Here is an 18,989-nt window from a genome sequence, read left to right as displayed (position 1 = left end):
GCGATACGGTCCGCAGAATGGAAAAATTCTTGTCCGCGGAAGCGCCATAACCTCAGCGCGGAAGCCCTCCGGCGCTGGCGCGGGACCGACGTCGGAACCCGTCCAGCCGGGGTCTGGGTCGCGCTAGTCAACGGGAGCAGCTTTCAGATAGTTCAGGTGGGCCCCGGAGTGTCCGGTTTTTTCCCACCGGAAGTCACTTCTGAGGAACTTCGCCAATGCGCGCACCGCGGCGATCGCCAACAAAAGCTGATAGAACGGCGTGCCGACCACCAGTCGGAGATACTCGTAGAGACGGATCCGGTAGCCGTGGTCCCGGCCGAATTCTCTGAGCATGCATAGATCAAACGCCATCGACGCGACAGTTGGCACCATCGGCACAAAGGCAATCACCGTCACCACGAGCGGAAAATTTCCGTAGACGGCTGTGAAAATCGCGACGGGAATGCACACCCCTGCGAAGGCCATGAAGTGCTGCTGCATCAGCGTCCACCACGCGATGGCACGTTGCCGGAAGGTGGGCAAAGCTTTCCAGTCACCTTTGGCAAACACCTGCATGAAACCCAAAGACCATCGGGTCCGTTGCTTGATCAACGCACGAACGGAATCCGGAGTTTCTTCCCGGGTGACCAGGCTTGGTGAATACGCCACGACAATCCTGCGGTTGAGGACTGACAACCGCACGCCCAGATCGCAGTCCTCAGCCAGACAATTCGCATCCCAGCCGCCAACCGCACAAAGCAAATCACGTTTAATAAAAACCGTGTTGCCGCCCAGCGGAATGAACCCCTGGTTGGCGTGGGCGTGTAGTCGGGAACGAAACCAGGTGAAGTATTCCAGACAATTGCGAAGCGAATACCAGGTGTCACGGTAGTTGATCAGCTGCACCGCTCCCTGGACCACATCGGCTTGGTTTGCCTGAAAGCAACTATCAATGTTCACGAGCAAGGCCGGTGCGGCAATCGATTCAGCGTCAAACACGCCCACGATTTCGTTGTGGCACTTCAGTAACGCAGAGTTCAATTGGCGCGGTTTGCTCTTGACTTCGCAGGTATCCACGATTACGCGCACAACCTTCGGATTCTGTGCCGCGAGCTTACGGGCGATTGTGACTGTTTCAGGATCGTCATCGCCAACGGAAATGATGATTTCCACGTGCGGGTGCGACTGCGCAAGCAGATGGCCCAAGGTGGTCGCCATGACAAGTTCACTTTCGTGGCGGCAAGGCATGATCAGTGAAAATGAGTGCCGCATTGTGGGTCGAAGCTCGGCGTAAAAGGTCGATTCCTGGGTTCTCGGGGTCCACCAGGCATAGGTTGCAAGGCACAAGGTAGATGCGGAGATGGCAAAGAGTGCCAGAGCAGTGAACGTAGCGAGGCCGTAGAGCATCGCATCGATGAACATGATTGTCTCGATTCAATGGAGGAGCGGGCCGCCGCGCGGCTGTGGGGGTTGGGCTGTGTGGGCCTGTGCCCGGTTCTAATCGGCTCTCTAATCAGGGGCTCCGCAGGCAATGCCGTCACCATTGGAGTCCAGATGCTGCGGGTCCACGCCTTTCTCCCGGACGGCGAGGCCGTGCGGGAAGTACAGACGCACCTCGACGCAGGACCAGTTGTGCGGCATGCTGGCCGGATCCAGCCCCGCATCTTTCATTTGCTGGAGGTGCCCGGTGAGGCTCGGGGGCACGACCGGCAAGCATTGCCCGGCGTCGCCGTATTCCTTGAGACATCCACCAAGTGACTGCGAAGCGGTGTCCAGGACCTGAGAAGGAGCGACAGTGCCGCGGGGGACAGGCGCCGGGTTCGACGCTCCCGTGTGAAGGCCCAGGCCATTCGGCTCGGCGGCAGCGTCGCCGAGTGATCGCTGTTTGCTGTTCGCCGCCGCGCGTTCGCCGTCGGCCGGCGGACCGATAGGCGGCCCGCCCGGGCTCTGGCCCGACGGTGGACTGGGGACATGGGCAGGGGAACCTTTGTCAGACTGCCCGTTTGGCGCTGCTCCGGCCTGGAGTGAGGCGCTCGGGCCGCCGGAAACCTCGGCCGCGGCCAGGCCCGCCGTTGCCAAGGAATGGATGTGTTCTCCTCTCCCGGCAGCCGAGACCGCTTGCTGATGGACCAGCAACGACGCGAGGGCAAAGCTGCATATCGCGACGAAGGTGAGTCTCATGTAGAAGAAGAATCCCTTGGGCGAGCTCTTTTTCATGGCGTCTCCGTGCGAAGCTTGTGATGGGCCGCTGGCGCAAACTGTGCTGTTTGGTTCATGAGATCCACACCCATCTGGCGACGCTTGGCACGTTATTTGTATCGAGCACTGTCAGCATGTAGGGGCCTGGTGGAAGTAGGTTTGAACTGGTCGGCACGGTCGCCGTGATCAAAGTGCCGCTTCCGGTGAGGGGAAGATCGACCAGCCTGGCGTTGGTGTCCGTCTGATGCGTCGCTGACATCGGCGACATGAGCGAAGCCGATTTGATGGTCCCGGATACCTGGAGTCCGAACGACTGCCCGTAGGTAGCGGAAGCCGGTGCCGTGGTAATGCCGGGGCGCCCGTTCTGAAATAGGTAGGGCGGGCTGTAGACGGAGATCCGGAGTTCGAAGGTGTTATCCATCGGGTTGGAGCCGAGGACGGCCACGCGTCCATCTGGCAGCAAGATCGCCGATGAATGGTAATTCCGTCCGACGGGGTCCGGGTCGATCGACAGCCAACTGTTGCTGCCGGGCCGGTAAAGGGCCGCAGTGCTGACATTCCCCGAGCGGTTGTATTGGGCGCCGTCCGCGGAGAAGACTGTCCGGTCGGGCAGGTTGAGCAGGTTCACATACAGCTTTCCGGGCCCTGGCAGGTCGGGTCCTGGAACGTATGCGGGACTCGCCTGATTAAGGTCGATGATGTCCACGAGGTTGATCCCGGGGGTGTTGGTTTGGGTGTTGCCACCGCCGACGATCATCACCCGCTGGTCCTGGGCAGGCGGCAGGAGAACCGACCCCGCCTGGTCACGGAGGTCCTTGCTTCTGAGACCTGCAACGTCCCACATCTGGGCGGTTTGCCAGTTGTAGAGCGATGCCCCCGATCCCGGAAGTCCGTTACCGAATGTGTGCGCGCCCGAGTAGAACAAACGACCATCGTTGAGCAAGTACATGTGCGGGTACAAACCCCAGAAGCTCCATGTTTGCGGAACGCTGTTCTTGTTCAGCCACGTCATTGCAGAACTGCTGAACATCTCCGTGAGTACCGATCCGGAAGCATTCTCGTTCAGGCCTCCGGCGGACCAGATGTCGCCGTTGCCCAGCTTTGTCAAAGTCGGGTACCAGTGCCCTCCCTGCATGTCCGTGACCTGATGGAACTGGTTGTCCGCGGGGTCGAAGTAGTAGCTGTGCGCCGATCCGGTAAAGGTGGTCGGGCCTTGGGCTGCCGTAGGAAACGCGGCGGTTCCGCCCGCAATCAGTACCTTGCCATCGCGGAGGGTCGCATGGCCGGTGCAGAACATGTCATATGGCACCGGCACGGTGGTGAACGTGTTGGCGTTCGGGTCCCAAACCACGGCCTGGAACGTTCCCGCAGCGAACGCGCCGGCTTGGTTGCCGGACCCCGCGATGAGCAAGAGCCTGCCGTCGCTGAGCAATGTTGAGTGGATGTCCCTGACTGGCATACTCGTATTGAGTATCTGCCACGAGCCCACCTGGGAAGGGGTCCCGGCCGGTGGCGGGGGTCCTGGAAGCTGCAACGAGTAGTTCGTCGTGAAGAGAGTGCCGTTGCCGGAAAGTGAGATACCGAAGGAGATACTGTCCACCCCGCTAGGGATGGGCGCGGTGACAGCCGTCATTGTTGTCCAAGAGCTGGACGCGGGCAGCGTTTTCACATCCGTCCAGTATGACCAGCCGGTCGAGTCGTGCTTGAAGATCGTGAGCGCATTGCTGGCCGATGTTGACTTGTAATCGATGGAGACGTTGTACTGGGTACCCGCAGTCACGGACGGAGCACAGCCGGGCGTCTCTGATTCAAGGAGTTTGATGTCCCCCGAGACGTAGGAGCCAACGGTGTAGGTATAGGACCGAGTTCCAGCCGCCGAATTGATCGGCACGTCCGTTGACAGGCCTTCCGTCACGGTTCGGTTACCCCACCCACTGGTTGTGAAGCAATCCGGCGTCGGCGTCCCTTGGGAGAGATTTCCGTTGGCAACAAGCTGTCCTGGCGGGGGCGGTGTGGGCACTGCCGTGGCGAACAACGAGTAGTCGTCGGTGGTGAGGGTCCCGTTCGTGTTGATGGACAAGCCAAAGGCGACTTGATCGGTACCGCTCGGGATAGCTGGCGTGGTGCCTGTCGCCTGCGCCCAAGTGCTTGACGCCGGTACCTGCCCAATGTCACCCCAGTACGTCCAGCCGCTGGAGGTGTGTCTGAACATTGTCAGCGACACAGCAACCGTCGACTGGTACCAAATCCCCAGGTTGTAGACAGCCCCGGCAGAAACGGCCGGCGCGCAGGCTGTGTTTTCTGACTGCAGGAGTTTCTGGTCACCGCTGGCGTAGTTCGAAATCTGGACGGTGACAGCGCGTGTTCCGGTGTGCCCGGCAGTTATCGACCACACTCCGGCGGTACCCCACCCGGCCTTCGAAAAACAAGCGGGAAAAGAGGTGCCGTCCTCCAGGGACGGATTGACCACCAGGTTCGAACCAACGCTCGTCGCTGCGAGCACTTCAGTGCCAGCGGAGGTCATGAAGCCGGCGAAAAGGCATATCACCAGAGTGAGTGCGTGCAACCTAGACCGGGATCTGCGCTTGGCGGCGGAAGGGAATCCCCTTTTTGGAGACGTGAAATTATGTCGGGAATGGAAGAAGCCCGACGATGAAAGACTCAACACTGTACCCCCCAATCTCCAACTGCGGATCAGCCGCAAAGATGTGACGACAGGGCGTCAGTCCGATGGATTGACGACATTGCACTGTGCCGGAGACCCGATTGAGACCTTCCGGCACCCCCTCGGCAAACCAACTCCGCAAGTGCGGCCTTGCTGAAGAAAACTACGGGTCATCCGTGATTCGAGCGCGAGTATCCGATACCCGAATTCGAAGGGATGCTCCACTCGGAAACGCGCTAACCAGACGACACTGTGGATCCGCCAGTCTGAGTGCCAGGAGTTTGTTCCGTAAAAGCTGGGGGTAAGCCGTCGACGCTTGGAAATGAATCCCGGGGGAGATTCCGCTCGGATTGGCTTGATTGCTCACGGCGAAGGCATAGCAGAGATCGGACGCCGCTCGACGGAATTGTTAAGTAGGACAGTTTCGATCAGGATAGTGCTGACGCGCACGAGCAGACACAACAGGATTTCGAGTGGTGGATTTCTCGTGGGAACGGGAGCCCGAGGACTTCTGATACACCCCGGCGAAGACGCCACACCCGAAAGATTTCCCCAAAGCCGATGAGTTTTGTCCCAACGCGAGCCCGGTCAGACGCTGCCGCCGTCGATGGACTCACCCGGCTTGTCATCCGCAAGGTCTATTCCGCCGAAGCAATCGATTCGCTGCCGACGGACTACGTTCAGAACACCTAGCCGGAGAGGCGCGGCACAGCGGCGTCCCGTTTTCGGGAGTTCCTCGTGTTGGCGAGGCCTGGAAGCCGGTTCGAGTCCCGCCTTGGGCACGCGTGTTTCCCCAAATCAGGGGCCTTTTGGGGCTTCTGGCCTGGTTGACACTATCAACAATTGGTCCGGGGATCGCTGTTGGGTGTCCGTCATGCCCATGTAGTTATGACTGGCCGTTGTGGCCGGGTGCTTCCTTTTCTGAGCCTCAGGCTTGTCAGCCTTTTCACGGCTTCATGTCTGGTTGGGACGATATGACTGGGCCTTTGCGCCGGCTGTGGCTCGCACCTTGAGCGTGAGCACGGCCAGCGCGAGCATCTCGAGTCCGGCCCATCCGAGCGTCCCGCCCCAAATTTCAGGGGAGAAGCTCAGTGCTCCGTCGTGGAGTGCCACACCGGCGAAATACGGGGCCCAGAACACGACGGGGGAGAGGCCTATCGCGGTCATGAGCCTGGCGTGACGGTCCGGGTTGGGTCGCACCACCGCCCACACCACTCCAACGAGGACGGCACCGACGAGGGCCACCGGCACGAGCCAGGCGTCCCGCAGCCCGACCATGATCTGCAGGGCTATGGAAGGAAGCAGCGCCAGGGCCATCGGTACCGCGGGGTGCAGGCGCCAACGCAGCGACAGCAAGAGGACGGGCACGAAGAGCACGGCCGTTGAGACGAAGAACGATGCCAAAGAGACCATGATGCTCGACGACGTCGGAACAGTCACCGCGGGCTGCGCCCCGGCAGCGCCGGTGTATGACTGGATCAGCCCGTGGCGCGCGAAGACCGCGAACTCCTGCAGGATGAACGCGGCGACCATACCGGAGAGCATGGCGCTCACGACGGCGGGCATCAGCCGCGGCCATGACCGCTCGGGTGAGTGCCATGCCGCGGAGAACGGCGCGCTGAGGATGAGGAAGCCGCCGGTGGCGAGCCCCAGATGGGAGGGGCTGAATAGTGCCTTGATGCCCTGCTCAATGCCGAAGGCCGAATGCCAGGCGAAGTCGGCCGCCCCGGAGATGAGAAAGAGGACGACCCCGGCTGCGGCGGCCGCGTAGCCGGCGGGGATCGCTTCCGTCCACCGCTCGCCGGGGGCGTGCCGACGCCAGGTCAGGGCGGCGATCCAGACGGCGCAGGCCGCGAAGCCGGAGTAAAGGATCGCGTGCCACGGAGTGAAGAACGTCTCGAGATCATGGAGGGTGTTGTGCGCCCAGCCGTCAACATAGGTTCCGGTGAGGAGCCAGACGCCGGTCGCGAGGGTGATGACGTCCTCAACGACAGCGGTGGGGGGCCGAACTGATACCGGCGGAATCGCAAAGGCGTGAGCTGCTGTGGCGTCCATAGCTCCACAGTAAGTCTCGCCGCCCTCCGCGGCGAGGGGCAATCCCCTTGGCTGCGACCCTTGGCAGCCTGCGTCAGTCTGTTCAGATGATGCGGACATCGATCTGATGGATCGAGTTGTTGCCGTAGCCAAGGCGGTTCCACTCGGCCCGTTCGGGCTGGGTTCGGCCGGCAAGGTCGGTTGCGCGGGCCTGCACAGTCAGTATGCCGGGCTCCGGGACGCTAATGATCTGCTCCCACGGCTGCCAGCTGTGGCGCTTGCGTTCGCCGACGAGGTGGGCGGGCTGCCAGCCTCCTCCGCCCACTCTGATTTCGACCCGGTCGATCGGACCGGCCCCGGACCAAGCCACGCCGCGGATAGCGACGTCGCCGCGCCGGGTCTGGTGGTCGGGCGCCGGCTCGGTGATCAGGGCCCGTACCCTCTGCAGCGTCGCCGGCTCGCGGACGGGTTCGCCGTCGCGTTCCCATTCGTACCAGTACTTATCGTGTTGGTAGTGGCCATGGAACGGCCGATCGAGGAGCTCGATGCCGGTCAACCATTTGACCGATGCCACGGCATACCAGTCGGGAACCACCAGGCGCAGGGGATAGCCGTGCTGCACCGGCAACGGTTCGCCATTCATCGCGTAGGCCAGCAGCAGGTCGGTGTCGTGGCACTGGTCGAGCCGGAGGCTGCGCTCGAAGCGGACGGGTCCCAAGCGGCCCGCCACGGTCCCGCCGTCTGCGCCTCTGAACAGGACCTCGCGCGCAGTCGGCTGCGCACCGGCCCGATCCAGCACTTCCACCAGCGGCACACCTGTCCATTCCGCGGTGCTCACGGCCCCCAGGTTCCATTTCTCGCCCTCGATCGATGGCTCAAAGAGTGCGCGGCCGTTGCCGGCGCACTCGAGGGTGACGGTGAGGGTTTGTGAGGGAAGGTTGCGCAAATCGTCCAGGCTGAGGCTGAGCTTCCGTTTCACGAACCCGCCGACCTCAAGCCGGAAGACGGACGGGTCAAGGTTTGGGATCTGGAAGTGATTGCGCACGTAAAAATGGGCGTTGGGCACCATGGCGCCGATCAGCGCCGGAATCGGGGTCTCGCAGTTGAGTGGGTGCACACGCTGAACAACCAGGCCGGCGTCGATAGCCTGCTGGCAGGCATCCGCGGGATCGATCGCCGACGCGGACTCACTCATAGGCGCTGGCGTGCCGCAGCCGCCGCCGGCGACGGCGAGGGCCCACGTAGAGGCGGGGTAGATGTCCAGGCTGCCCATCCCTTGGAACGTCTGCATGAAGTCACGCAGGCGGTTCTCGTCGCTGGCCTCCGCGATGAAATACAGCGTGTGCTCACCCTGTACAACCGCCTCGCCCTGGATCTCCACGCCGTACTGCCTGGCGTTCGGGCGGCCCAGGTGATTCAACAGCATGGCTCCCATACGGGGGTCCTGCGTGAGGCATCGCTCAGCTGAATGCTGATGACGCACAACAAACAGAGCCATGTTCACTCCTTCGCGTGCCGCTGATTCTACCACTCGCCGTCCCCGGGCCGGGCTCCGGGCTGCATCACTTCGGTGGCACTGGGCGGGACTATCCTTGTCCAAGGCGGGTGTTAACCGGTGCTTGGCGGAGGGATGAAATGAGCTCTGAGTCACAGCCAAATTGGCGCGAGCACGGAGTCAAGATCATTGCGGGATCGCAACTCGATCTGAATACGCCGCAAACGCCTGGCATGTCAAGAGCGGCCGCAATCACACACGCCCGGGCGGGGGCCAACAAACTTTGGGCAGGCACAGTCACCATTGATGCCAATGCCAAGACCGGGGCTCACCATCATGGAGAACTGGAAAGTGTCATATACGTTGTCAGCGGCCGGGCACGTATGCGATGGGGCGACAACCTAGAGTTTGTCGCAGAGGCGGGGCCCGGCGATTTTATTTTTGTTCCCCCGTTCGTACCCCATCAAGAGATCAACGCGAGCAAGACCGAGGCTCTCAGTTGCGTGCTTGTCCGCAGCGGTCAGGATCCAGTTGTCATCAACCTGGAGATCGAGCCTGTCGAGCCGCCGGAAGAAGTCTACTGGGTCGATCCGATTCATCCGCACCCCTGAATCCGGTGCATGGTTTCCACGGACGCCTTACGCAGTTTTCGGCTGGCGGGCCCACGGTGGTCGCGGAAGAAGCGGCTCTCGGGGTTGTCCGGAGTGAGCGCACCGTCGACGCGCGGCGCCACGCGGTTCCGTGGACATTTGATCCGCTAATCGTCGGTCTTGAGTCGTTGGGTTCGATCACCATAAAGTGATTGCGACTGACAACCACTCAGGAGATGACATGTCCCTCGTCCGCGTGCATAACTTCTCGGTCTCCCTCGACGGCTTCGGCACCGGCGACGGTCAGCAACTCGACGCTCCGTTCGGTCACGCAGGCTCACGGCTAATGGAGTGGGCATTCGGGACGCGCACCTTCCGCGAGATGGGCATCTCCGGGGAGTCTGAGGGATCCTTCGGCGTCGATGAGGCGTTCGCCAGCACGTGGGGGCCGGGGATCGGCGTGGAGATCATGGGGCGCAACAAGTTCGGCCCCCAACGCGGTCCTTGGGAGGACGAGGAATGGAAGGGATGGTGGGGCGATAACCCCGTCTTCCATACGCCCGTCGTTGTTCTGACACACCATCCTCGGCCGGTACTCGAAATGGAAGGCGGAACAACCTTCCATTTCGTCGACGCAGACCCCGTCTCCGCGCTAAAGCAGGCTCGCGCCCTGGCCGGCGACCTCGACGTCCGAATCGGTGGCGGCGTCAGCACGATTCGACAGTTCCTCGAGGCCGATCTGATCGACCACATGCACATCGTCCTCGTGCCGATCGTCCTGGGCCGGGGCGAACGGCTCTGGGATGGACTCGAAGGACTCGAACAGCGCTTTGAAATCGAAGCGACCCCTTCTCCAGCCGGAGTACTCCATCTGGTCTTCACTCGTCGCACGGCCCGGTAGGCCGACGTGGGAGCAATCGCCCCCGCGGAACTTGGGCACGTAGCGCTTTGACCGCGCGAGGCAGTTGGCCCGCTTCGGATTAGCAATAGGGAAGGCGAGTGCCCGGAACGGTAGTACGTAGGTCCGGGGTACAACAGCGTGGCCCGGCAGTAGAATTGGGTACAGTTTCGTACCGGTCTTCGTAGCCGCATCTATCCACGGTTCGCCGCCGGGGACGCGCGAATTGAAAGAATCGTAGGAAACCATGCCGGCGCAGATTACTAAGCATGGCCTTTCTCAGCACCGCACGTCGTTTGTTGTTGCTGTCCTTTTGGTCGCCGGATGGCTCAGCATACCCGGTGATCTCACGAAGGCTTATCATGGCTCCTTGATCAAGGCAGTTACTCAGGACGCGGCAAAGATCCAGTCGGGTGATCCTTGGGGCCAGTTCCCGTTTGAATCCCGCGAGCTCTGGAAGCTTCGACTAACAACCCGGCGTTGAAGGACCAACATCTCTGTTGCTTGCTGCTCTAGGCATAGCCACCTCAGCGCTCTGTCGCGAAGCCGGCACGGTTGTCGGCATTCCAGGACCGGGTTTGAAAGGCTGCTCCACTCTGTCTACCACCTGCCTGCGCAGGTTTATCCGTTTCCGATTTAGCATGTCGCTCAAAGTTCACCACACCTATACCGGGCAGTAACTTGGCGCTGGAAGAGTCCATCGGGGATCACCGGACCACAACGCACTAGGAGCAGCTCATGGCAGGTTTGGACCGTCGACGTTTTCTTCAGCTTTCTGCCGCCGGCGCCGCCGGCACCGCGATCTCGCAGATGCTGGGGGAGAGCATCGCCAGGGCGGCGGAGATCCCCGCCAACCGGGCCACGGGCTCGATCAAGGACGTTGAGCATGTGGTGATCTTCATGCAGGAGAACCGGGCGTTCGACCATTACTTTGGCACGCTCAAGGGTGTGCGAGGGTTTTCGGACCCGCACCCCGCGGTTTTGCCGTCCGGCAAGGACGCGTTCCACCAGGCCAACGCCACACGCGAGGTCACTCCTTTCCACCCAACGGCGCCGAACCTCGGAATGCAGTTCATGGAGGACCTTGACCACTCGTGGAAGCTCACCCATGAAGCCTTTAACAACGGCAAGTACGACAAGTGGCTGCCGGAGAAGACCGACGCGACGATGGCGTTTTACGGACGCCAGGACATCCCGTTCCACTTCGCCCTTGCCGACGCGTTCACGGTCTGCGATCAGTACCACTGCTCGGTCCTTGGCCCGACGGACCCGAACCGGTACTTCATGTTCGCCGGCGGGGACGACCCTGACCGCAAAGGCGGGGGTCCGGACCTGTGGAACGATGAGAACGGGTACTGGTGGAGCACGTACCCCGAGGAGCTTGAGAAGGCCGGGGTGAGCTGGAAGGTCTACCAGGACGTCGGCGAGGGCCTCGACCCGGCGCACTATGAGGGCTGGACTGGCGACCCGTACATCGGCAACTACGGCGACAACTCGCTCCTGTATTTCAAGCAGTACCAGGACGCGAAGCCGGGCAGTCCCTTGTATGAGAAGGCACGCACCGGGACGAACGCGAAGGCCGGCGATGACCTGTTCCGGATCCTCCGTGAGGACGTTGCAGGTGGCAGGCTTCCCCAGGTGTCCTATATCGTGGCGCCCGAAGCCTACACGGAGCACTCGAACTGGCCGCCGAATTTCGGCGCCTGGTACGCGGCGAACGTCCTGGACATCCTTACCTCCAACCCGGAGGTGTGGAGCAAGTCAGCCGTGCTGTTCATGTACGACGAGAACGACGGTTTCTTCGACCACATCGTCCCGCCGCACCCGAACACCCCCCAAATCCCGGGAGCGTCCACCGTCTCGACCGCCGGCGAGTGGTACGACGGAACCCCGACGTTCTACGGCAGCAAGGACGTTCCGGGTCATTTCGGCCTTGGCGTCCGTGTTCCGATGATCGTGGCGTCGCCCTGGAGCATGGGCGGCTGGGTCTGCTCCGAGACTTTCGACCACACCTCGATCATCCGGTTCCTCGAAGCCCGATTCGGCGTCGCCTCGCCGAACATCACGCCGTGGCGCCGCGCTGTCAGCGGCGACCTCACCAGCGCCTTCGACTTCGCTGTGGCCGGCGGCGCTGCGCCAGCCATGCCCGACACCTCGGCTTACAAGCCAACTGACCATAACCGCCACCCGAGCTATGTTCCGACGCCCCCGGCGACGAACTCGATGCCGGCCCAGGAGAAGGGCACACGTCCGTCCCGCCCGCTCGGCTACGCCCTCGACGTCGAAACGAAGATCGACGCCGGGAAACTCACCGCCCGCTGGGCGAACCGGGGCACCCTGGGCGCGCACGTGCAGGTCCGTTCCAATTCGCTGCCGCAGGCTCCCTACTCGTACACCATCGGGGCAACAGCCTCACTGGACGCGGCGTGGGCGCTCGGTGCCGAATACGACGTGCACATGCACGGCCCGGCCGGCTGGTACCGCCGCTTGGCGGGCACGACGGCGGCCGCGGACCTCCGCGTTACTGTCGCCGCAGACGGTAAATCACCGCACGCGCAGTTCCGGATCGAGAACACCGGCTCCACGAGCGAAGCCCTCACCCTGACCGACGCGTACGGCGCCGGTACCCAGACGCTCTCTCTCAATCCCGGCCAGGGCAAGACTGTCGTCATCCCCACCCAGGGCGGCTGGTACGACCTGACAATCACCTCCGCTGCCAACGCCAAGTTCGTCCGCGTCCTGGCGGGCCGGCTCGAAAACGGTAGTCAGCTCACGAGCGACCCCCAACTGGGCCGATAACGGGACCCCGCAGACTCTGTGCACACATCGCCTGATTGGCGTGGCGGGATGTAAGATCTCCGCATGACGGTCCCCGTCAACCTACAGACTGTTCGCCCCCGCACCCTGGCCGCCGTCCGGCGCGAGGTCCCGCCGAATGAAGTTGGCTCGGCATGGGGTCCTGCGGTGGGCAAGGTCTGGGACTTCATTCGCAGTCAGCCCGATCTGTGGACGGACGGCCACAACATCTTCGTCTACCACCACTCGAACAAGCCCGACGGGCCCATTCTGTGCGACTTCGGCGTCGAAGTCACGCGCGCCTTTGAAAAGGCGGGCGAGGTGTACGCAACCGAAACGCCTGGGGGCGAGGCTGCCGTGGCAGTCCACCACGGGCCGTACCACCGCATGAAAGAGGCATACAACGCGATCGACGAGTGGATGGCGACGAACCATAGGGAGTCTGCCGGGCACTCTTGGGAGATCTACGGCGATCCGACACCCGATCCGGCCCACACCGAAACGACGGTCGTGCACTTGCTGAAGTAGGTGTCAGTGAGACCGAGCCTCACCGTCAGCCTTCTTCAGCCATGCCAGACTGGACGCATGTGTCCTCGTCCTGTAAAGCCGCGCACTCAGTCCGACAGTGTTGACAGCGGCGGCCCGGCGCCGAGCGGCGAGGGCCGCCACCTCGCCCTCAAGCTCGACGACGCCTGGCTCAGGTTCCAGACGCGTCTCGCGATCCGGCGCGGTCGAGTGGAGACCGTCATCCCGTACACCGGTTATGGCACCACTTCCTGGGTCCGGGTGTTGGCGCGCGTTGTCCGCAGTGAACAGCGGGACACTGGAGGCGGTGCTCGGGCCGGTGCGCTCAAACCGCTGAAGGATGGCATGCGCGGCTGGCGCAATTTCACGAGTGCGCCCGTGGCACACGCCCGCGTGCATGTGACCATCGCAGGCACCGTCCATGATCTCGAAGCCGACCGCGGTGGTGTGGTCGACGCGCGTATCCCCGTAGCCCTCGACGCCGGCTGGCATACCATCACCGTGCAATCCGGGATCTCCAGGATCGTGGAGGCCCCAGTGCAGATCGTCGCTGACGACACAGACTTCGGTGTCGTCTCCGACATCGACGACACCGTAATGGTGACGGCGCTGCCCCGTCCATTCCTAGCCGCCTGGAACACTTTCGTACTCGATGAGCACGCGAGGACCCCGACGCCGGGCATGGCCGTGCTGTACGAGCGGATCGTTAGGACAGCGCCTTCGGCACCCGTGGTGTACCTCTCGACCGGACCTTGGAACGTCGCACCGACGCTGTCGCGGTTCCTGTCCCGCAATTTGTATCCCGCGGGTCCCAAGCTCCTCACCGACTGGGGACCCACCCCGGACCGCTGGTTCCGTAGCGGCCAGGAGCACAAAAGGACCTCTCTGGAGCGTCTCGCGGAGGAGTTACCCGGAGTCAGGTGGCTCCTGATTGGCGACGACGGACAGCACGACGAGGCCATCTACGCAGAGTTCGCCCAACGCCATCCACGGAACGTCAAGGCCATCGCGATCCGCCAGCTCTCCGTCGGCGAAGCGGTGCTCGCGGGCGGGCGGTCGAAGTCCGGAGGTCAGCCCACTCCCGGGATCCCCTGGATCTACTCTCCTGACGGCGCGGGGATGTCGGCCCAGCTTGAGCAGTTAGGCATCATCCGGAGCAGCCTCCGATCCGCAGATGTGCTGGAGGAATCCGGCTGAGGAGCAGTTGCCGGAAGGACGGGCCGGGCTTTGCACGAACGGAATCCCGCCTCCTGGTGATCCGGGCTGCCTTCGTAAACAGGGAAGCCTTTGCCGTAAGCCGAGGTTACTGGGAATAATCAGCATGCTTAGCATTTGGTATAACTGAACAACAGGAGAACGACATGAGTCCTGTGGAAGCTACGGAACCGGCATCCCGCGAGACCCCAGCCAGCGGCACCAAGCCAGACGATTCTTCCGGCGGCGACCTGGTCCTTCTGGCCCGAAGCGCTCGCCGGTCCGGCGGTTCCTCGGCCTGCTCGGTCCGGGCCTGGTGACGGGCGCAGCCGATGATGATGGCCGTCCAGGAGATCCGCGACCGCACAGCCCTGGCCACGGGGGATAGCCTGGGCAGGCTGGCCCGCCGGAAGTTCTCGCGCAAACCTCGGGTAGTGATCGCAATCCTCATCGTGGCCCTGTTGGGAGCCAGCACCCTTAACGCGGCGGCGGACCTGATGGCAGTCGGCCAGGGCATGGAACTGTTCGGCGCGGGCCCGGCTCAGCTATGGAGCGCGATCGCCGGGATCGGCATTGCCCTTAATCCTGGTCGCCGGCGGTTTTGCGGTCATTGCGAAGATCTTCAAGTGGCTCTGCCTGGCCCTGCTGGCCTATGTGGCTGTGCTGTTCGTGGCCAAGGTGGACTGGGCAGACGTTATGGCGGGTCTGCTGGGCCTACACTTCCGGTTTAGCTGGGACTACCTGGGCCTCATCGTCGCTGTCCTCGGCACCACCATCTCCCCGTACCTGTTTTTCTGGCAAAGCGCGCACCGGGTCGAGGAGCTGAGGGAAGATGACCTCGGAGGGGACAACGCCGTCGGGCTGGAAGACAGCTCCGCTGCCGCCGCCCACCGCAAGCTCCGCAACGCCCGCGCGGACCTTGTTCAGCTCGGCCGGCCTGGCTGGCCTGCTCGGCAAGAACTGGGGTTTTGATCGGCGTCCCAGCCAGGCACGCACGTTCTATGTGCTGCTTGGTGTGGGAACCGTCGGCGGCGTCATCATCAGTCTCTTCGACTCCGACCCCATTGGATTGCTGGTCTTGAGCGCCATCATCAACGGGATTGCCGCCGCTCCGTTCCTCATTGTCACGATGCTCATCTCCCGAGACAAAGAGCTCATGGGCAAATACCGCAACGGAAAACTCGCGGCCACGCTCGGTTGGGCCACGACCGCGATCATGGTGGTCGCAGGTGCTGTGGGCATCTGGACCACGGTCACCGGGGCATAGCCGGGGCTGAGGCCCGGTTTACGCGTTCCCGGCGGCAATGACTTCTGCAAGGACCTTTGAATCAATCGTCATCATTTTCAATCCCAACAGCACAGGGGATGCACGCAAGCTGGCTGAGCGTCTCCACGGCGAACTGGAGGATATCCTCAGCTACGCGGTGGACATCAGGCTCCAGCCGACCGGTCATGCCGGTCATGCCGTCGAGCTGGCACGGGATGCTGTCCGCGGTGGCGGGGACGTGCTGGTGGTCTCTGTCAGCGGTGACGGTGGCTACAACGAGGTCGTTAACGGAGTGATGCAGGGCGGCAATCCCAGGGCCGTGTGTGCGGTGCTGGGGGCGGGAAATGCCAATGATCACAGGCGAAGCACCGGCACCCAGCCGCTTGGGGAAGCGATCGCCGGCGGCAGGGTACGGAGCATCGATTTGCTGCGCGTCCACACGGGTGAGGGGCCGGACTCGCCCGGGGAGTACGCGCACTCCTATGTCGGGTTTGGGCTGACGCCGGTGGTGGCCATGGACCTGGAAAAGGGCGGCAAGGGGGCCCTGAAGGAATTGGTCTCGGCGATGCGGACCTTCTCGAAACTTGAGCCGTTCGAAATACGCCAGGCCGACGGCAAGCGCCGCAGCTTGGACAGCCTGGTGCTCGCCAACATTGCGGAGATGGCGAAATACGCCACGCTCAGCGACGCGGACCAGAAACTCTCACCCTGGGATAAGCAAAGCCGCCGTCGGGCCTTGTTCGATGACGCCCAAGTGGTGCCCCCTCGCGGGGGCGGAGGACCTCACCTGATCGCTGCAAACTTTGCCCGGAAGACCGCCTAGCCGGCAAGAGACTTTCCGCTCGTCATCAGCGATCTCTGGGCTGCTCGGGCCAGGCAGCGTTGCTCGTCTTGGCGCCTGCCGAGTTCGGCAAAACTATCTGCCGCCTCCCGAAACAGGGCGATGGCTTGGTTCTCGTGACCCTCTGCGCGGCGCAGGATGGCTCGTGCTTCCCAGAGGGCGGCGTGCCATGGGCCGCCAGGCCACATGCCAGCGAGCTGTTCGGCTTTGGCGAGCCGACGGCGGGCGGCGTCCAGCTTCCCTGCCAGAGCGTAAATCCTCGCGGCGGCGACTTGATAACCCATCGAGCACGGCGGGCAGACGCTCCTACCGGCCAGAGCGGCGTCGGCTCGCTCGATAATGTGGACAGCTTGCATCGGAGATCTGGCAGCCTCGGCGAGCACTTCGTACAGGCGCACAACGAGGTGGGGCTCAAGCCAGGTGGAGGCGGCGGCAGGCAAGGCGCGACCGGCTGCCCGGGCGGCCTCGTCGGGCCGATCCTGCGCGAGGTCAACCTCAGCCAGTCGTTGCAGTGTCACGATCTCGCCGGCTCGGGCCCCGGCCCGCCGGTGCAGCTCAAGAGCGGACTGGAGCAGAGCGCGGGCGTCGCCGAGTTCACCGGAGAACAGGGCCGCCTCCCCAAGCAACAGGTCGGCGATGGCTTGGCCACGCACCGAGCCCGCTTGTTCGGCGATCGTCCGTAGACGCACTACTCGCCGCATAATGTTCCGGTGCCCGTCCGGCCCGCACAGGCAGAACTCAGCGAGGCACAACTGTGCGTCGAGAATATAGCCGGAGCGCACGGAATCGTGTCGTGTGAACTCCACGAACTCGGCCTCGAACACTTCGGGCCAGCGGTTCTGCATGTTCGCCGCGATCGCCAGCACCGCGCTGGTCTCGCCGATCTCTCGGCCCAGGTTCGCTTCCATGGCCAGCTCGCGTGCACGCAGGGCGTATGAAGTGGCTTCGATGGGGTCACCGCTGTTCAGGGCGATGAGTGCTCGCGCCAACGTGGCCCGCGTGCGATTCTCCGCACGACGGCTGTCTTCGGCGATGGCCTTCTCGTAGACTGCCACCGTCGCCGCCCCTGGGCCGACGCCCAAGCCGGCGCGCAACTGGCGACACAGTCGCTCGAACTGGCGGATCGCGCCTTGGCGATCGCCGGCGTCGAGCGCGCGAACCATGATCGCGCGGTGGGCGTCCTCGTCCGTTGGCTCGGCCTTTACCACGTCGTCCCACCGAGCTGCGGCCTTGAGCAGACTCAGGTACAGCGTGCGCAGCCGATCGCGGGGGTCCTCGGCCCACACGGCGAATCGATCATCGGGAAGCAGGTCGCCTCGATACAGGGCGAGCACCTCGGCCGCCCCTGTCGATGAGGCGAGCGCGGCGCGCCCGTCCACTTCGAACCGCTCCGCGTCAATGGAGACCTCCGCGTCGGGCAGTAAAACCAGCAGGTCGCCGTGCGCCTGCACGGCGTCGGACGAGCCGAGCGCAGCCCGCGCGAAATGCATTGCCTTGCGTAGGTTCGAACCGGCAGCTTGTGCGCTGAGATCGGGCCAGAGCAGATCGGCGACGACGTCCCTATGCAGCCGGTGCCCTTCAGCCAGGGCGAGGATCTTTACGAGCCCGGCCGCCTTGGTGCGTTTCCACGAGTCCCCTGGAACCGCCTGGCCGTCAACCACGACGCGGAACGCGCCCAGCACGACGATGGCGCACGTCTCCATGCCCTTATGGTATCCGGGGGAACGATCGGGGAACAGGGTCGCCCTACCGTCAGAAATGACGGCGAACCAATTGGCTCCGTCATCACATCGAAACGCCCAGGAGGACATGATGGGACTGCAACTCGGTGAGATCGCACCCGATTTCTCCGCCAAGACGACCGCTGGAGACATACGGTTCCATGACTGGCTCGGAGACGCGTGGGGAGTGCTGTTCTCGCATCCGAAAGACTTCACACCGGTCTGCACGACCGAGCTCGGCTACATGGCTAAGATCAAGCCCGAGTTCGACAGGCGCGGGGTCAAGATCATCGGCTTGTCCGTGGACTCGACAGCTGATCACGAGCGGTGGGGCGCCGATATCGAAGAAACGCAGGGGACTCGCCCTAATTACCCCGTGATCGGCGACGAGGACTTCACCGTGGCGAAACTTTACGGCATGCTCCCGGCAGCGACGTCCGGGGACGCCAAGAGCCGCACGCCCGCGGACAACCAGACCGTCCGTAACGTGTTCGTCATCGGGCCGGACAAGAAGATCAAGCTGATCCTCGTCTATCCCATGACAACCGGACGCAACTTCGACGAAGTGCTTCGCGTCATCGACTCGCTTCAGCTCACGGCGAAGCACCGGGTGGCGACGCCGGTCAACTGGAAGCAAGGCGAGGACGTCATCATCGCGGGCTCCGTCCCGAACAGCGAGGCCCGGGAGATCTTTGGCGATTGGAAGGAGCCCAAACCGTACATTCGGATCGTTCCGCAGCCGGTGTGATCGGCGGTTCTGTCCCCGGTTCGTCACGTATGCCGTA

17 protein-coding genes and 1 pseudogene are annotated in these 18,989 nt (G+C 63.2%); 12 read left to right on the top strand and 6 right to left on the bottom strand.

Annotated elements, in window-relative coordinates; genetic code table 11:
* Window positions 1–123: 123 nt before the first annotated feature.
* The 3 genes from OW521_RS23395 to OW521_RS23385 form a co-directional block, all read right to left on the bottom strand.
* On the bottom strand, window positions 124–1,401 hold the full coding sequence (locus OW521_RS23395) for a glycosyltransferase (RefSeq protein WP_268021836.1): 1,278 nt from the start codon (window positions 1,399–1,401) through the stop codon (window positions 124–126).
* A gap of 87 nt (window positions 1,402–1,488) precedes the next feature.
* Window positions 1,489–2,196, bottom strand: coding sequence for a hypothetical protein (locus OW521_RS23390; RefSeq protein ID WP_268021835.1), 708 nt, complete (start codon window positions 2,194–2,196; stop codon window positions 1,489–1,491).
* Between the two features lie 55 nt (window positions 2,197–2,251).
* Window positions 2,252–4,702 carry a galactose oxidase early set domain-containing protein gene (locus OW521_RS23385; RefSeq protein ID WP_268021834.1) on the bottom strand — a complete coding sequence of 817 codons (2,451 nt, stop codon included), beginning with the start codon at window positions 4,700–4,702 and terminating at the stop codon, window positions 2,252–2,254.
* Between the two features lie 702 nt (window positions 4,703–5,404).
* Here OW521_RS23385 and OW521_RS23380 point away from each other — a divergent pair.
* Complete coding sequence (locus OW521_RS23380; RefSeq protein ID WP_268021833.1) at window positions 5,405–5,536, top strand: hypothetical protein; 132 nt, start codon at window positions 5,405–5,407, stop codon at window positions 5,534–5,536.
* A 261-nt stretch (window positions 5,537–5,797) separates the two neighbouring features.
* Here OW521_RS23380 and OW521_RS23375 read toward each other — a convergent pair whose 3' ends face one another.
* Window positions 5,798–6,898 (bottom strand): hypothetical protein, encoded by a 1,101-nt coding sequence (locus OW521_RS23375; protein WP_268021832.1) that lies wholly within the window; start codon window positions 6,896–6,898, stop codon window positions 5,798–5,800.
* 82 nt (window positions 6,899–6,980) lie between these two features.
* Window positions 6,981–8,375 (bottom strand): sulfite oxidase, encoded by a 1,395-nt coding sequence (locus OW521_RS23370; RefSeq protein WP_268021831.1) that lies wholly within the window; start codon window positions 8,373–8,375, stop codon window positions 6,981–6,983.
* Between the two features lie 137 nt (window positions 8,376–8,512).
* On the opposite strand from OW521_RS23370, the gene OW521_RS23365 reads away from it, so the two are divergent.
* The 10 genes and pseudogenes from OW521_RS23365 to OW521_RS23325 all read left to right on the top strand — a co-directional run bounded on the left by OW521_RS23365 (window position 8,513) and on the right by OW521_RS23325 (window position 16,465).
* The gene (locus OW521_RS23365) at window positions 8,513–8,983 is read left to right on the top strand and encodes a cupin domain-containing protein (RefSeq protein WP_268021830.1); all 471 of its coding nucleotides are present in this window, start codon (window positions 8,513–8,515) and stop codon (window positions 8,981–8,983) included.
* A gap of 220 nt (window positions 8,984–9,203) precedes the next feature.
* Window positions 9,204–9,863: a dihydrofolate reductase family protein gene (locus OW521_RS23360; RefSeq protein WP_268021829.1), complete on the top strand. Its 660-nt coding sequence runs from the start codon at window positions 9,204–9,206 to the stop codon at window positions 9,861–9,863.
* Between the two features lie 735 nt (window positions 9,864–10,598).
* Entirely contained in the window at window positions 10,599–12,659 is a 2,061-nt protein-coding gene (locus tag OW521_RS23355) for a phosphocholine-specific phospholipase C (protein ID WP_268021828.1), read from the top strand.
* 63 nt (window positions 12,660–12,722) lie between these two features.
* Window positions 12,723–13,184, top strand: a complete 462-nt coding sequence (locus OW521_RS23350) for a GyrI-like domain-containing protein (protein ID WP_268021827.1) — start codon at window positions 12,723–12,725, stop codon at window positions 13,182–13,184.
* A gap of 57 nt (window positions 13,185–13,241) precedes the next feature.
* The gene (locus tag OW521_RS23345; protein ID WP_268021826.1) at window positions 13,242–14,378 is read left to right on the top strand and encodes an App1 family protein; all 1,137 of its coding nucleotides are present in this window, start codon (window positions 13,242–13,244) and stop codon (window positions 14,376–14,378) included.
* Window positions 14,379–14,542: 164 nt separating this feature from the next.
* Window positions 14,543–14,695 carry a hypothetical protein gene (locus OW521_RS23340; RefSeq protein WP_268021825.1) on the top strand — a complete coding sequence of 51 codons (153 nt, stop codon included), beginning with the start codon at window positions 14,543–14,545 and terminating at the stop codon, window positions 14,693–14,695.
* 12 nt (window positions 14,696–14,707) lie between these two features.
* Window positions 14,708–14,899: pseudogene (locus OW521_RS24485) on the top strand (hypothetical protein); the annotation flags it as partial.
* A gap of 49 nt (window positions 14,900–14,948) precedes the next feature.
* Entirely contained in the window at window positions 14,949–15,347 is a 399-nt protein-coding gene (locus OW521_RS23335) for a divalent metal cation transporter (RefSeq protein ID WP_268021824.1), read from the top strand.
* The gene (locus OW521_RS23330; protein WP_268021823.1) at window positions 15,295–15,642 is read left to right on the top strand and encodes a divalent metal cation transporter; all 348 of its coding nucleotides are present in this window, start codon (window positions 15,295–15,297) and stop codon (window positions 15,640–15,642) included. Before OW521_RS23335 ends, OW521_RS23330 begins: the two co-directional genes overlap by 53 nt.
* Before the next feature lie 37 nt (window positions 15,643–15,679).
* Window positions 15,680–16,465, top strand: coding sequence for a diacylglycerol/lipid kinase family protein (locus OW521_RS23325; RefSeq protein WP_268021822.1), 786 nt, complete (start codon window positions 15,680–15,682; stop codon window positions 16,463–16,465).
* Here OW521_RS23325 and OW521_RS23320 read toward each other — a convergent pair.
* The gene (locus OW521_RS23320; RefSeq protein WP_268021821.1) at window positions 16,462–18,294 is read right to left on the bottom strand and encodes a tetratricopeptide repeat protein; all 1,833 of its coding nucleotides are present in this window, start codon (window positions 18,292–18,294) and stop codon (window positions 16,462–16,464) included. The genes OW521_RS23325 and OW521_RS23320 overlap by 4 nt on opposite strands.
* On the opposite strand from OW521_RS23320, the gene OW521_RS23315 reads away from it, so the two are divergent.
* Window positions 18,293–18,952 carry a peroxiredoxin gene (locus OW521_RS23315; RefSeq protein ID WP_268021820.1) on the top strand — a complete coding sequence of 220 codons (660 nt, stop codon included), beginning with the start codon at window positions 18,293–18,295 and terminating at the stop codon, window positions 18,950–18,952. The genes OW521_RS23320 and OW521_RS23315 overlap by 2 nt on opposite strands.
* Window positions 18,953–18,989 lie beyond the last annotated feature (37 nt).

The sequence above is a fragment of the Arthrobacter sp. MMS18-M83 genome (genome assembly GCF_026683955.1).
Lineage (GTDB): Bacteria > Actinomycetota > Actinomycetes > Actinomycetales > Micrococcaceae > Arthrobacter.
The sequence above is the reverse complement of the archived record's forward strand: the minus strand, read 5'-3'. Positions and strand labels throughout refer to the sequence as shown.